The following is a 14,292-nucleotide window of genomic DNA, read 5'->3' as shown; positions in this document are numbered from 1 at the left end:
TCAAAAATAATAACGGCTACTTAAGTTAAAATTATGGAGTAATTATGGCAGAGCAAACCGCCGACATGTACGCTTCTTTGCGTTCTAATGTGAGTAGCTTAGGACAAGTTTTAGGTGACACCATGCGTGATCATCTTGGCGAAGCCTTTCTTGAAAAAGTAGAACAAATTCGTATTCTTGCTAAGGAGTCCCGTAAAGGTGATGCTGACTCACGACAGCAAATGCTCACTTTACTAAATTCATTACCTGACGAAGAATTAGTCCCTTTTGCAAAAGCTTTTAACCAATTCTTGAATTTAGCCAATATTGCAGAGCAGTTTCATACCATCAGTCGTAACTGCGATGAGCTTGTTTGCGTACCCGATCCCGTCGAACAGTTATTGGGACGAATGCTGAATAGCAACGCCAATGAACAAGACGTGATTAATTGCTTAAAAACACTCGATATTGATTTAGTACTTACAGCGCACCCAACAGAAATTTCACGCCGTACCTTAATTCAAAAGTATTCAGCAGTAGTCGACTGTTTAACTGAGCAAGAAAATCAGCAATTAACTGAACGCGAACGTAATCAATCTCACCTTAGACTGCGCCAGCTTATTGCTCAGATATGGCATACCAACGAAATCCGTAACGAACGCCCGACTCCAGTTGATGAAGCGCGTTGGGGCTTAAGTACGATTGAAGCCTCTTTATGGCAAGCTGTGCCAGATTTCTTAAGACAATTAAACGACCATGTAGAAGCGAAAACAGGCCAGCAAATTCCTGCTGACGTTTGCCCAGTAAGATTTTCAAGCTGGATGGGCGGCGACAGAGACGGTAATCCATTTGTGACCTCAGTAGTCACCGAGGAAGTATTACTCCGTAATCGTCATGCAGCAGCACGTCTGTACCTTAAAGATGTGGTATCGCTAGTAAATGAATTGTCGATGGAAGATGCCAATGCTGAATTAATAGCACTTGTGCCAAACAGCAAAGAGCCTTACCGCGATATCTTAAGACACTTACGCCACAAACTTCGTAACACTATTGATTATCTCAATGCCCGCATTGAAGGTCATCAAGTCGATGTCAATCACAGCGATTTAGTATGGGAACTAGATGACTTAAAACAGCCACTTGAGTTGCTGTACCGCAGTTTATCTGAATCAGGTATGCGTTTAATTGCCAATGGCCTGTTATTAGATATGTTACGCCGTTTAGCCTGTTTCGGCATTCATATGCTGCGTTTAGATATACGCCAAGATGCAGAGCGTCATAGCGATGTCATTGCTGAGCTCACACGCTATTTAGGTATGGGTGATTACGACCACTGGGACGAAAATGAAAAACAAGCCTTCTTATTAAGAGAGCTAACCAGCCGTCGACCATTAATCCCTACTGATTGGCAGCCATCAGCTGACGTGCTTGAAGTCATCAAGACTTGCCAGCTTGTAGCAACACAACCTGCTACAGCGCTTGGGTCTTACGTAATTTCAATGGCAAGTAAACCATCTGATGTACTAGCCGTTTTACTGTTATTAAAAGAAACAGGCTGTCAGCATCCAATGCGCGTGGTGCCGTTATTTGAAACATTAAGCGATTTAAATACTGCAGCAGATTGCATGACCCAACTGCTCGACATTGATTGGTACCGTGGTTACACCAAAGGTATGCAAGAAGTGATGATTGGTTATTCTGACTCAGCTAAAGATGCAGGTGTAATGGCAGCGGCTTGGGCTCAATACCATGCCCAAGAACAACTGGTTGCCGTGTGTAAGAAAGCCGACGTTAAACTAATGCTATTCCATGGCCGTGGTGGTTCTATTGGCCGTGGCGGCGGACCTGCGCATAAAGCGATTTTGTCTCAACCTCCGGGTTCAGTAGACGGCCGTATTAGGGTGACAGAACAAGGTGAGATGATCCGCTTCAAGTTCGGTTTACCAAAAGTAGCCGTACAAAGTTTAGCGCTATACACCTCAGCTGTAATGGAAGCGACCTTATTACCACCTCCAGAGCCGAAACAAGAGTGGCGTGAATGCATGCAGCGAATTGCAGATGACTCAGTTAAAGCTTATCGCGGTATTGTCCGTGAAGAGCCTGACTTTGTTGCTTACTTTAGAGCCGCGACGCCAGAAGTAGAGCTGGGCAAATTACCACTAGGTAGTCGACCAGCCAAAAGGCGCGTTGATGGCGGTATCGAAAGCTTACGTGCGATTCCATGGATCTTTGCATGGTCGCAAAACCGTTTAATGCTGCCTGCTTGGTTAGGTTCTGGCGAAGCCTTAAAAGCTGCCAATGAGCGTGGTGAAGCTAGTCTATTGAAGGAAATGGAGCAACAATGGCCTTTCTTTGAAACTCGTATCTCGATGCTTGAAATGGTTTATATGAAGGCAGAGCCTAATCTTGCTCGATACTATGAAAGCACTCTGGTGCCAGAAAACTTGCACCATTTAGGTAAAAAGCTCCGTGCAAGTCTACAATTAGGCACTGAAGCGGTTTTATCTTTAACGGAGTCAGAAGAGTTAATGTCTCATACTCCTTGGAATAGAGAGTCAGTTAAGCTTCGTAATCCATATATAGACCCATTAAACTTCTTACAAGCAGAGCTATTAGCACGTACCCGTAATGAAGAACAAGCTTCTAAACAGGTTGAGTTAGCATTAATGCTAACCATTGCTGGTGTTGCTGCAGGAATGAGAAACACAGGATAATGACATTATTTAAAACGAGTTTACTTTGCTTAATGCTGTTTCTGACTGGTTGCGCCAGTCAGTACAGCATCACTGAATCAGAAGTAGAAGATTACCTTAATAATGAGATGCACTATGAAGTGTCTCAAGGAAATCAAATATTCGGTCTACAACTGAAGCTCAATGATATGCAAGTGGAGTTAGGCAACAAGCCTAATACCATTTCAGTCACTGCATTGACAAAAATGGCGGTTAAAAATCCATTTAAGTCGATTGCTGCTGACATGGAAACCACTTTTGAAGCAGAGCCTTGGTATGACGTTGAAACCAAGAGTATCTTTTTAAAGAAATTAGACTTGGTTAGCGTTAAATCAGAACCCGCAGATATTGAACAAATGCTTAAACCCATCACCCCGCAGTTGATGATGTTTTTGCGAACGTTTTTAGAGTCGCAACCTGTCTATGTGCTCGATACAAACGACTCGAACCAAGCATTAATGGCCTCGATGACAAAAGCGATTGAAGTTCAAAAAGGTAAGATTGTGATTAAGTTTTAATATCGCCTAAAACGAAATAAGCGCCTTAAGGCGCTTCTTTTTTATCAGTTATATCTAAAATCAAAGGTCAAAGGCTCACATTAAAAGTTTTTTACCGGCTCAACCACCAAGGTGCTGCTGTGCACTGGGTTTTCTGACTGCATATACAAATCTCGCACTAGCTTAAAGTCTAGCTCCAATTCGGTGACATAAAAGCCATCTATTGGGTAAGTCTTAACGACTTTGGCCCCTTTGATCACACCAGAAACTTTAATCTTCGTGGCTATATTATTCAAAGAGTGCCCTTGTATCGCTGTTTGCGAATTAAGCTGTAAGCCATAGACTTGTTCAGCTAACTCTCTATAGGCCAAAATTTTTGACGCTTCCATTGCCATTAAAATTTGCTCTGAGCGTAACTCTGCGGGTTGCTTTTCAATAGGCGCATAACCCACAGCATTCAGTACTGGAAAATCACTGGGTTGGTATTTTTTGGATTCACTGCCTAAAGTGGCGCAACCACTTATTAACAGGCCAAAAATAAACATTAATTTTTTCATTTAAGTAACCAGACTGAATATTTCATTTCAATATAAAAATAATCGTTAAAACATTTACTATAATAATTTATGGTAAAACATTAATTAAAAGATTAGCAGATTAACTATTTCCATTTGTCTCAGCTATATCACTTTCGGAATTAGTATCATCAGACAAAAAGGAACTAACGCCAGCAGCAATTCCGTCTGAATTATTTTTAGTAAAGTAATCCATAATTAATTTAATAGCAGTAGAACCAGTACCAACATAATCAGAGTAAAGAACACTTCCGGCTAAAGTTGCAGCAGGACTTATTTCAGTATTTGTTGTTTCTTGGTAAATATAAGATAAAATTGGCGTGTGATTTAAAATATTAACTGAATCTATAATATCCTGTTTATTAAAACCATCCTCACCGAAAGAGTACGAATAAATATCATCTACAAGACTAGAATCCTCAATATTATCAGAGCTTGTTAGAGAGCTAACTGTTCCTGAAGTAACCTCACCTGAAACCTGAATACCGTCAGCGGCGATATTACCGACTGTGTTGAGTGAACTTTTTATCATGCTTGTCTGTAGCGATGATAACAAGCCTTGTTGCATCTCAGAAATCATACTGGTATTCATACTAAGTGAAAGGATGTCAGGGTTATCTAAACCCACTTCTGCAAGTATCTTCTCTTGCATGTCATCAACCGAAAAGACATCACCGATAGAGCTTGCATTCAGCGCAAGATTGGCAACATCACCTGCAGCAGAAACCCCTGTGAGTATATCGGCAAAGTTTTCTGACTCTCCACTTATCTGGGACTGAACCGATGAACTCGTATTGATGAGCTCTGCTGCACTTGTTAGTACAGATATTGATTCTTGTTGACTCATATTATAATTAAACCAAATCCCAATTAAATATATTATATTTTAATTATTTCCACTGTATAAAATAACTAAAATATAAACAATGACTTTATCACTATAATATATAAACCCATAAAACAGACAAACATTAAGATTTATCTCTCATTCAAAAAACAAAACAAAATTGATATAAAAACAAGAATGATATATTAATAATTTATTATCATTATCAAGCAAACCGTAAAACACTGCTCACACCTTACCAAAACAATATATAGTAATAGTTAGTAACAAATAACCGTTAGAAACGTAAAAATCGGTAAAGATAATGAAGATACTGTGCAGAGTATAGATTTAAGTATTAAGTTGAAGTTAGAATTTGCAAAACCACCAACACAGTTAAGAAATGAAATTAACAACCCCGTTAGCAGTATTCATTTTATTCAGTATGTCAGCCTGTACAACAACTGAAGTAGCTGAAATAAAAGTTCCAACTAAAGAAAATACTACAGTTAATGTGACAGAGCCGTCTGACGAAGTGATGAAGGGAGATCCACAGTATCGTCCTGTTAGAAACAATAATATTCAGCAAGCGCAGTTGGTAACGGGTTCAATCTTTAACCCCGATAACGTTTACAATATTTATCAAAATAATAATCGATACGATATTGGAGATATGATTTTAATTAGACTAAATGAAGAAATGACGTCTAAAAAATCAGTTAGCTACAAGCGCGACAGCTCGAACAACTTTGAATTATCCCCAAACATCACTGCTGGTAACATCCAAATTGACGACAGCAATCTGAGCGCTGATTACTCTCAAGACAAAAACTTTGATAGCTCCTCTGCAAGTAATCATAACAATTCTCTTTCCGGCACGATCACAGTTGCAGTAAGAGAAAAACTACCTAACGGAAACTTAATTGTTGCTGGCGAAAAATGGTTAAAATTAAATAAAGGCGACGAATATGTCCGCTTTTCTGGAGAAATTAGGGTCACAGATATCGCATCTGATCATTCGATAGATTCCAGTATGGTTGGTAATACAGTCATCGAAGTCAGTGGCAAAGGTGAACAACAAGACAACCAAGATCCTTCGTTAATTTCGAAACTACTAAACGTATTTGGTTAATAAATGATGATAATCTTTTTTGCTATCATCATGCTCTGTATACCTTCTGCATCAGTCGCGCAATGGTATGTTGGACAAGCATCAATTCCATATAATGGCGATGACTACAATAAAATACGTAAACAAGCCGTAGAACTAGCAATAGAAAATGCGTCACTTCAAGCCAGCAGTTATATCAGTATCGAAAACACGGTAAGAGACGGAATTCTTACAAGTAGTAAGAGCAATGTTATTTCAAAACAGCAAATTAGTGAAATTATCATTCTCAATGAAACTATTACAGCAGGTAAATTAACGGTCAACCTCAAAGTAAACCTACATTCAACATCAAACTGCATTAAAGATGCATATTCAAAGCAGCTCATTATTGCTCAGTTCCCATTACTCAATCCTGAGCAAGCCACACCAGGTGATATTTCATCATTACCTTTTCATGTAGCTTCAAGGTTCAAAAATGAACTCATCAATCAACCCAGTGTTTTTGTTGAAGAGTTAATACCACAGATGGTATTTAAGCCTGTTTCTAGCTTTGACAGTATTAATTTGAAGTCGGTCCAAGGCATTTCTCATGGGTTAAACAGCCAATTTCAAAGCCAGTATCTAGTCTTCGGTTATATACGCGATATCGGCCTGTACAATGAAATAACATCCAGCCTGCTAAAAAATACTACCTACCCAAAGCGAAACTTCACCATTAAAGTGTTTATGTACGACAGGATCAGCGACAGTATTTTACTTGAAGATGAATATCACGGAGAAGGCGGTTGGAGTTTTGACTCTTTTACCAAAGTTGATATGTCCAATAGCCTATTTTGGCGCAGTGAATATGGTCAAGCTATTGTCGATACATTATTTAAAGTATCACAAGACATCAACCAAACATTAAGTTGTGAAGCCACTAAAGCGACAGTTATAAATCGTGATGATCAATTTATTACTATCAATATCGGAACAATACATGGCGTTAAAAAAGGCGATATTTTTCAACACATCAAATTGAAAAATATCCCAGCAAGAAACACGGTTATGTCGACTTTGATGCCACCAGAAGAGCCGACTCTACTCGAAGTAGTGCAAGTGAGTAACAAAATTAGTTTACTAAAAGCACCAGAAAATGAAGACATTAATGGGATGAATCAACATCAAATAGATTTGTATGATGTCGTAACCACGGTTACCTTTTAAAGATTAAGAAATAGTCTAACTAGCTTAATTACATCAAGCTAGTTAGATGACAATCTACTTAGCAAATCGTGATATCGAAGGGTAATCCACTATCACCGCTTCACCGAGCAAAGCACGACGTAACATATCGTAGGCAATTGCAGCACTGATAGTACGAACAAGTTGCCGTGACCTACTCGGTAATTTTACCATTTGACTATAAACTGCGTGCTTCGTTGCCAGTGCAATGGCAACGGTTCCTACTGGCTTTTCGTCGCTTCCGCCATCAGGCCCAGCTATTCCGCTTGTCGAAAGTGCAAAGTCACTGTCTAAAATCTCCCTTGCCCCTCTAGCCATGGCTTCAACAGTCGCTATAGAAACTGCGCCATAGTCATCAAGGATCTGTGGATTAACGCCTAAAACCCTTACCTTTGATTCATTACTGTAAGTCACTAAGCCGTGGTGCAAATAAGACGAACTTCCAGAAAAATCGATTAACTGACTGGTAATTAAGCCACCAGTACAGGATTCTGCAACACTCAAGCTAAAACCAGATTGATATAATCGATGATGAATTTCAGATGCTAGAGTCGGTCTATCTTCAGCAACCACAGCTATGCCTAGTATCGATTTTACTTTTTTAGTGACGTTAGCAAGTTTACTAATCGCTTTATCACCACGGGCAAAGATTTTTATTTCAATATGTGGCATCGATGAACGATACCCTAGGGTAATACCCTCTGGTAGCGTTAGCTCAGACAGACTATCAGCAAGTGAAGACTCACCATGACCAATAGTGAGCAACTTCTTCAATGAGGTATTTTCACTAATACCGAATTCATTTTTAATAAACGGAATGAACTGTTCTTTAATCATATGCTTTAATTCAAATGGCACGCCAGGTGTAAAGAACAACCAAGCATTATTAAGCTTTACTCTGAAGCCGCAAGCCGTTCCTACAGGGTTGTCTACCATTACTGCTGACTCAGGTAACCATGCTTGCTTTAAATTACTCTTAGCCATCTGTCTGTTGTTGCGAGCAAACCACTCAACTAGTTTTTCACGCCACTCAATGTTTTCAACTAACTGTTCGCCCTTAGCCATAGCCATAGCTTCAGCAGACATATCATCACTTGTAGGGCCTAAGCCTCCATTCACGATAATAACGTCAGCGTGATGACTTCGTTCGATGAAAGCGTTCTTTAAGTCTTCTAAACGATCACCAACTGTAATGCGGTGTTGAGTTTCAATACCCAGCTCCATCATAGTGTTAGCAACCCAAGCTGCGTTAGTATCAGTAATCTGGCCAGATAAAACTTCTTCACCAGTGCAAATCATTTCTAATTTCATTTTTGTCCCTAAAATACCGACTTAAAATGTAGCTCAATAAATAAAAGCTTATGAATTGCCTAACAAGATAGCTGACCTATGTTAAACATCAACGAGAAAATAATATTTAATCTAGTGACTAAAGGATTAAGTCACTTTGTGGATACTTTAAAAGTAGAAAATCTAAATTGAAGAAAGGGTCGGATTAGTACTCAATGACAGCTGAATAAACACTTTTAGGCATTAAGCATGATCTTCTTGTTTATCCCTGTAAAGACACATTGGCTTATCGACCAAACTTTTAGCTGTTAATGCCTCTAATCTTATTAATTTCCAGACACAAAAAAGCCCTAACACATCGTGTTAGGGCTTTATCAGTATTAGGCGCTTGGCAATGACCTGCTTACACATGGGCATATCGGCCACACTATCAGCTGTTGATGTGTCTAAGCCTGCAATTTACTTTTCATCAGGCAAAGAAAAACCCCGCTACATCGTAGCGGGGTTCGTCGTATTAGGCGCTTGGCAATGACCTACTTTCACATGGGGAGACCCCACACTATCATCGGCGCTATTGCGTTTCACTACTGAGTTCGGGATGGGATCAGGTGGGACCACAATGCTATTGTCACCAAGCAAATTCGGTTGTTAATCGCTGTCGCAATTAACTAAATTCGGAAAGCTGTTTGTTTCTTTGAGTTATCGACTTCATTAAGTGCTTAATATTCTTCACTAAGTCTTACGTAATAAATCTAGTTACCATCAACTCAGATACACCTACATGGATGTAGGCAGTGCCAAGAAATGATTGGACTCATTTCTGGTAAAACTTATCTGGGTTGTATGGTTAAGCCTCACGAGTCATTAGTACAGGTTAGCTCAACGCCTCACAACGCTTACACACCCTGCCTATCAACGTCCTAGTCTCGAACGGCTCTTTAGAGGAATTAAATTCCTAGGGATGACTCATCTTAGGACTCGCTTCCCGCTTAGATGCTTTCAGCGGTTATCGATTCCGAACGTAGCTACCGGGCAATGCTATTGGCATAACAACCCGAACACCAGCGGTTCGTCCACTCCGGTCCTCTCGTACTAGGAGCAGCTTCCTTCAATCATCCAACGCCCACGGCAGATAGGGACCGAACTGTCTCACGACGTTCTGAACCCAGCTCGCGTACCACTTTAAATGGCGAACAGCCATACCCTTGGGACCGACTTCAGCCCCAGGATGTGATGAGCCGACATCGAGGTGCCAAACACCGCCGTCGATATGAACTCTTGGGCGGTATCAGCCTGTTATCCCCGGAGTACCTTTTATCCGTTGAGCGATGGCCCTTCCATACAGAACCACCGGATCACTATGACCTACTTTCGTACCTGCTCGACGTGTATGTCTCGCAGTTAAGCTGGCTTATGCCATTGCACTAACCGTACGATGTCCGACCGTACTTAGCCAACCTTCGTGCTCCTCCGTTACTCTTTGGGAGGAGACCGCCCCAGTCAAACTACCCACCAGGCACTGTCCCGAACCCCGATAAGGGGCCGCGGTTAGAACATCAAAACTACAAGGGTGGTATTTCAAGATTGACTCCACTCCATCTAGCGACGAAGTTTCAAAGTCTCCCACCTATCCTACACATGTAGGTTCAATGTTCAGTGCCAAGCTATAGTAAAGGTTCACGGGGTCTTTCCGTCTAGCCGCGGGTATACGGCATCTTCACCGCAATTTCAACTTCACTGAGTCTCGGCTGGAGACAGCGTGGCCATCATTACGCCATTCGTGCAGGTCGGAACTTACCCGACAAGGAATTTCGCTACCTTAGGACCGTTATAGTTACGGCCGCCGTTTACTTGGGCTTCGATCATGAGCTTCTCCGAAGATAACCCAATCAATTAACCTTCAAGCACCGGGCAGGCGTCATACCGTATACGTCATCTTGCGATTTTGCACAGTACTGTGTTTTTGATAAACAGTTGCAGCCACCTGGTATCTGCGACTGCCAGCAGCTTAGAGAGCAAGTCTCATCACCGCCAGCAGCGTACCTTCTCCCGAAGTTACGGTACCATTTTGCCTAGTTCCTTCAGCCGAGTTCTCTCAAGCGCCTTGGTATTCTCTACCCGACCACCTGTGTCGGTTTGGGGTACGATTCCTACTAACCTGAAGCTTAGAAGATTTTCCTGGAAGCATGGCATCAACTACTTCATCCCCTTGGGGACTCGTCATCAACTCTCAGCCTAGTGTTCACCCGGATTTGCCTAAGTGAACAGCCTACAGTCTTAAACGCGGACAACCAACGCCGCGCTAGCCTAGCCTTCTCCGTCTCTCCATCGCAGTTAGCAGAAGTACGGGAATATTGACCCGTTTCCCATCGACTACGCCTTTCGGCCTCGCCTTAGGGGTCGACTCACCCTGCCCCGATTAACGTTGGACAGGAACCCTTGGTCTTTCGGCGTGGGGGTTTTTCACCCCCATTATCGTTACTCATGTCAGCATTCGCACTTCTGATACGTCCAGTGTGGGTTACCCCTTCACCTTCAACCGCTTACAGAACGCTCCTCTACCGCTTGCTCCTAAGAGCAAACCCATAGCTTCGGTGTATTGCTTAGCCCCGTTAAATCTTCCGCGCAGGCCGACTCGACTAGTGAGCTATTACGCTTTCTTTAAATGATGGCTGCTTCTAAGCCAACATCCTAGCTGTCTAAGCCTTCCCACATCGTTTCCCACTTAGCAATAACTTTGGGACCTTAGCTGATGGTCTGGGTTGTTTCCCTTTTGACGACGGACGTTAGCACCCGCCGTCTGTCTCCCGAGTAGTACTCACTGGTATTCGGAGTTTGCAAAGGGTTGGTAAGTCGGGATGACCCCCTAGCCTTAACAGTGCTCTACCCCCAGTGGTATTCGCTCGAGGCGCTACCTAAATAGCTTTCGAGGAGAACCAGATATCTCCGAGTTTGATTGGCCTTTCACCCCCAGCCACAAGTCATCCGCTAATTTTTCAACATTAGTCGGTTCGGTCCTCCAGTTGATGTTACTCAACCTTCAACCTGCCCATGGCTAGATCACTCGGTTTCGGGTCTACACCTTGCAACTAAACGCGCAGTTAACACTCGGTTTCCCTACGGCTCCGCTATTCGCTTAACCTCGCTACAAAATGTAAGTCGCTGACCCATTATACAAAAGGTACGCAGTCACGGTCTCAAGAACCGCTCCCACTGCTTGTACGTACACGGTTTCAGGTTCTATTTCACTCCCCTCACAGGGGTTCTTTTCGCCTTTCCCTCACGGTACTGGTTCACTATCGGTCAGTCAGGAGTATTTAGCCTTGGAGGATGGTCCCCCCATATTCAAACAGGATGTCACGTGTCCCGCCTTACTCGATTTCATCTATGGTTAGTTTTCATGTACGGGGCTATCACCCTGTGCCGCTGTGCTTTCCAACACATTCCACTAACACCCCATAGACTTAAGGGCTAATCCCCGTTCGCTCGCCGCTACTAGGGGAATCTCGGTTGATTTCTTTTCCTCTGGGTACTTAGATGTTTCAGTTCCCCAGGTTCGCCTCATAACGCTATGTATTCACGTTATGATGACCACTTATGTGGCCGGGTTTCCCCATTCGGACATCGTTAGCTCAAATGCTTGTTACTAGCTCGCCAACGCTTTTCGCAAGTTACTACGTCCTTCATCGCCTCTGACTGCCAAGGCATCCACCGTATACGCTTAGTCACTTAACCATACAACCCAAATAAGTTTCTATAAGAAACAAACTGTTGTTAAAGCGGGTAGCCTTAACAGTCGTATCGCAACTAGCTGGTTTATTACTAATTTGCATCTCTTACGAGTACACAAATTCGCCTTAGTTTTTAGAATATTCAAGACACTTAATAAAGTGTTTTGAGAACTCAATGTATTACTGAAAAGGGATTAACTTCCCAATAATACGATTTGTAATTAATTAACATGACAGACTCATGTAATTAAATACTATCAGCTTTCCAAATTGTTAAAGAACAATGCTAACCGGCTGGCGGCGCATTTCGCTCAACTCCATCAAGGAGTAACAAGCAATCTGTGTGAACACTCAACAAACATTAAGTTAGTCGTATAGGTAAGGAGGTGATCCAGCCCCAGGTTCCCCTAGGGCTACCTTGTTACGACTTCACCCCAGTCATGAACCACACCGTGGTAAACGTCCCCCCGAAGGTTAGACTATCTACTTCTGGTGCAGCCCACTCCCATGGTGTGACGGGCGGTGTGTACAAGGCCCGGGAACGTATTCACCGTAGCATTCTGATCTACGATTACTAGCGATTCCGACTTCATGGAGTCGAGTTGCAGACTCCAATCCGGACTACGACGTACTTTGTGAGATTAGCTAGACCTTGCGGCTTTGCAACCCTCTGTATACGCCATTGTAGCACGTGTGTAGCCCTACTCGTAAGGGCCATGATGACTTGACGTCGTCCCCACCTTCCTCCGGTTTATCACCGGCAGTCTCCCTAGAGTTCCCACCATTACGTGCTGGCAAATAAGGATAGGGGTTGCGCTCGTTGCGGGACTTAACCCAACATTTCACAACACGAGCTGACGACAGCCATGCAGCACCTGTCTCAGAGTTCCCGAAGGCACTAAGCTATCTCTAGCGAATTCTCTGGATGTCAAGAGTAGGTAAGGTTCTTCGCGTTGCATCGAATTAAACCACATGCTCCACCGCTTGTGCGGGCCCCCGTCAATTCATTTGAGTTTTAACCTTGCGGCCGTACTCCCCAGGCGGTCTACTTAATGCGTTAGCTTGGGAGCCCAGTGCTCAAGGCACCAAACTCCGAGTAGACATCGTTTACGGCGTGGACTACCAGGGTATCTAATCCTGTTTGCTCCCCACGCTTTCGTACATGAGCGTCAGTCTTTGTCCAGGGGGCCGCCTTCGCCACCGGTATTCCTTCAGATCTCTACGCATTTCACCGCTACACCTGAAATTCTACCCCCCTCTACAAGACTCTAGTTCACCAGTTCCAAATGCAATTCCCAGGTTGAGCCCGGGGATTTCACATCTGGCTTAATGAACCGCCTGCGTACGCTTTACGCCCAGTAATTCCGATTAACGCTTGGACCCCTCGTATTACCGCGGCTGCTGGCACGAAGTTAGCCGGTCCTTCTTCTGTAGGTAACGTCACAGTAATGGCGTATTAAACCACTACCTTTCCTCCCTACTGAAAGTGCTTTACAACCCTAGGGCCTTCTTCACACACGCGGCATGGCTGCATCAGGGTTTCCCCCATTGTGCAATATTCCCCACTGCTGCCTCCCGTAGGAGTCTGGGCCGTGTCTCAGTCCCAGTGTGGCTGATCATCCTCTCAGAACAGCTAGGGATCGTCGCCTTGGTAAGCCATTACCTTACCAACTAGCTAATCCCACCTAGGTTCATCCAATCGCGAAAGGCCCGAAGGTCCCCTCCTTTCCCCCGTAGGGCGTATGCGGTATTAGCAGTCGTTTCCAACTGTTATCCCCCTCGACTGGGCAGATCCCTAGGCATTACTCACCCGTCCGCCGCTCGTCAGCAAAGAAAGCAAGCTTTCTTCCTGTTACCGCTCGACTTGCATGTGTTAGGCCTGCCGCCAGCGTTCAATCTGAGCCATGATCAAACTCTTCAATTAAAGTTTTTTGAGACTAAGTCTCGGCTCAATGAATTCTGATTACATTATGCAGACTCGGAAGAATCTACATCCTGTTTGTTACATATTGCTATGAACACTCATCGTTACATTGATAATAATTTTGATTGCTGCATTCTTTACAAGAAAGAAGTCAGCAATTTCGATTAACTCAACACCTGTGAGTGTCCACACAGATTTACTTGTTTGATTGTTAAAGAGCGTTGACCGTGTTGGTCAGGGATGCGTATTCTACGCTTTCCCTCGTTGGCGTCAAGTGTTTTTTCAAACTTCTTTTCGCCGTTAATTTGAAGTGGTTAAAACCGTCTTAAATCAACCTGACTCAGTGTTTCGCTGTTGCGCTCTGCCGTGTCAGTGGATGCGCATTATAGGGAGATTATGAAAC

At 43.2% G+C, this 14,292-nt stretch carries 8 protein-coding genes and 3 rRNA genes; 5 read left to right on the top strand and 6 right to left on the bottom strand.

The features are described from left to right. Window positions 1-44: 44 nt before the first annotated feature. Both ppc and AC0L4E_RS00050 read left to right on the top strand, forming a co-directional pair. Window positions 45-2,693: a phosphoenolpyruvate carboxylase gene (gene ppc / locus AC0L4E_RS00055; RefSeq protein WP_473677464.1), complete on the top strand. Its 2,649-nt coding sequence runs from the start codon at window positions 45-47 to the stop codon at window positions 2,691-2,693. Continuing rightward, window positions 2,693-3,229 carry a YceB family lipoprotein gene (locus tag AC0L4E_RS00050; protein WP_473677463.1) on the top strand — a complete coding sequence of 179 codons (537 nt, stop codon included), beginning with the start codon at window positions 2,693-2,695 and terminating at the stop codon, window positions 3,227-3,229. Before ppc ends, AC0L4E_RS00050 begins: the two co-directional genes overlap by 1 nt. Before the next feature lie 80 nt (window positions 3,230-3,309). On the opposite strand, the gene AC0L4E_RS00045 is transcribed toward AC0L4E_RS00050, so the two are convergent. Then, window positions 3,310-3,765 (bottom strand): LPP20 family lipoprotein, encoded by a 456-nt coding sequence (locus tag AC0L4E_RS00045; protein WP_473677462.1) that lies wholly within the window; start codon window positions 3,763-3,765, stop codon window positions 3,310-3,312. 100 nt (window positions 3,766-3,865) lie between these two features. Further along, entirely contained in the window at window positions 3,866-4,630 is a 765-nt protein-coding gene (locus tag AC0L4E_RS00040) for a hypothetical protein (protein WP_473677461.1), read from the bottom strand. A 382-nt stretch (window positions 4,631-5,012) separates the two neighbouring features. On the opposite strand from AC0L4E_RS00040, the gene AC0L4E_RS00035 reads away from it, so the two are divergent. Together AC0L4E_RS00035 and AC0L4E_RS00030 are read left to right on the top strand one after the other, a co-directional pair. Next, window positions 5,013-5,741: a flagellar basal body L-ring protein FlgH gene (locus tag AC0L4E_RS00035; RefSeq protein WP_473677460.1), complete on the top strand. Its 729-nt coding sequence runs from the start codon at window positions 5,013-5,015 to the stop codon at window positions 5,739-5,741. Between the two features lie 3 nt (window positions 5,742-5,744). Then, window positions 5,745-6,926, top strand: coding sequence for a flagellar assembly protein T N-terminal domain-containing protein (locus AC0L4E_RS00030; protein WP_473677459.1), 1,182 nt, complete (start codon window positions 5,745-5,747; stop codon window positions 6,924-6,926). A 54-nt stretch (window positions 6,927-6,980) separates the two neighbouring features. Here the strand turns inward: AC0L4E_RS00030 and AC0L4E_RS00025 are convergent, their stop codons facing one another. Then, window positions 6,981-8,255: a CinA family nicotinamide mononucleotide deamidase-related protein gene (locus AC0L4E_RS00025; protein ID WP_473677458.1), complete on the bottom strand. Its 1,275-nt coding sequence runs from the start codon at window positions 8,253-8,255 to the stop codon at window positions 6,981-6,983. Between the two features lie 373 nt (window positions 8,256-8,628). On the opposite strand from AC0L4E_RS00025, the gene AC0L4E_RS00020 reads away from it, so the two are divergent. Beyond that, entirely contained in the window at window positions 8,629-8,766 is a 138-nt protein-coding gene (locus tag AC0L4E_RS00020; protein WP_473677457.1) for a hypothetical protein, read from the top strand. Here the strand turns inward: AC0L4E_RS00020 and rrf are convergent. The 3 genes from rrf to AC0L4E_RS00005 all read right to left on the bottom strand — a co-directional run bounded on the left by rrf (window position 8,755) and on the right by AC0L4E_RS00005 (window position 13,889). Further along, window positions 8,755-8,870, bottom strand: a 5S ribosomal RNA gene (rrf, locus tag AC0L4E_RS00015). The two genes, AC0L4E_RS00020 and rrf, sit on opposite strands and share 12 nt — an antisense overlap. Before the next feature lie 207 nt (window positions 8,871-9,077). Further along, window positions 9,078-11,969 (bottom strand): 23S ribosomal RNA (locus AC0L4E_RS00010). Window positions 11,970-12,344: 375 nt separating this feature from the next. Next, window positions 12,345-13,889 (bottom strand): 16S ribosomal RNA (locus tag AC0L4E_RS00005). Together the 16S, 23S and 5S rRNA genes form the textbook arrangement of a ribosomal RNA operon. Window positions 13,890-14,292 lie beyond the last annotated feature (403 nt).

This window comes from Shewanella sp. GJ50-10, from assembly GCF_055808815.1.
The sequence above is the reverse complement of the archived record's forward strand: the minus strand, read 5'-3'. Positions and strand labels throughout refer to the sequence as shown.

Bases quoted from the DNA above. Each gene is read 5' to 3' on its own strand.
- AC0L4E_RS00035 (WP_473677460.1), top strand. From the start codon at position 5,013: ATGAAATTAACAACCCCGTTAGCAGTATTCATTTTATTCAGTATGTCA.
- AC0L4E_RS00025 (WP_473677458.1), bottom strand. From the start codon at position 8,255: ATGAAATTAGAAATGATTTGCACTGGTGAAGAAGTTTTATCTGGCCAG.
- AC0L4E_RS00030 (WP_473677459.1), top strand. From the start codon at position 5,745: ATGATGATAATCTTTTTTGCTATCATCATGCTCTGTATACCTTCTGCA.
- AC0L4E_RS00050 (WP_473677463.1), top strand. From the start codon at position 2,693: ATGACATTATTTAAAACGAGTTTACTTTGCTTAATGCTGTTTCTGACT.
- AC0L4E_RS00020 (WP_473677457.1), top strand. From the start codon at position 8,629: ATGACCTGCTTACACATGGGCATATCGGCCACACTATCAGCTGTTGAT.
- ppc (WP_473677464.1), top strand. From the start codon at position 45: ATGGCAGAGCAAACCGCCGACATGTACGCTTCTTTGCGTTCTAATGTG.
- AC0L4E_RS00040 (WP_473677461.1), bottom strand. From the start codon at position 4,630: ATGAGTCAACAAGAATCAATATCTGTACTAACAAGTGCAGCAGAGCTC.
- AC0L4E_RS00045 (WP_473677462.1), bottom strand. From the start codon at position 3,765: ATGAAAAAATTAATGTTTATTTTTGGCCTGTTAATAAGTGGTTGCGCC.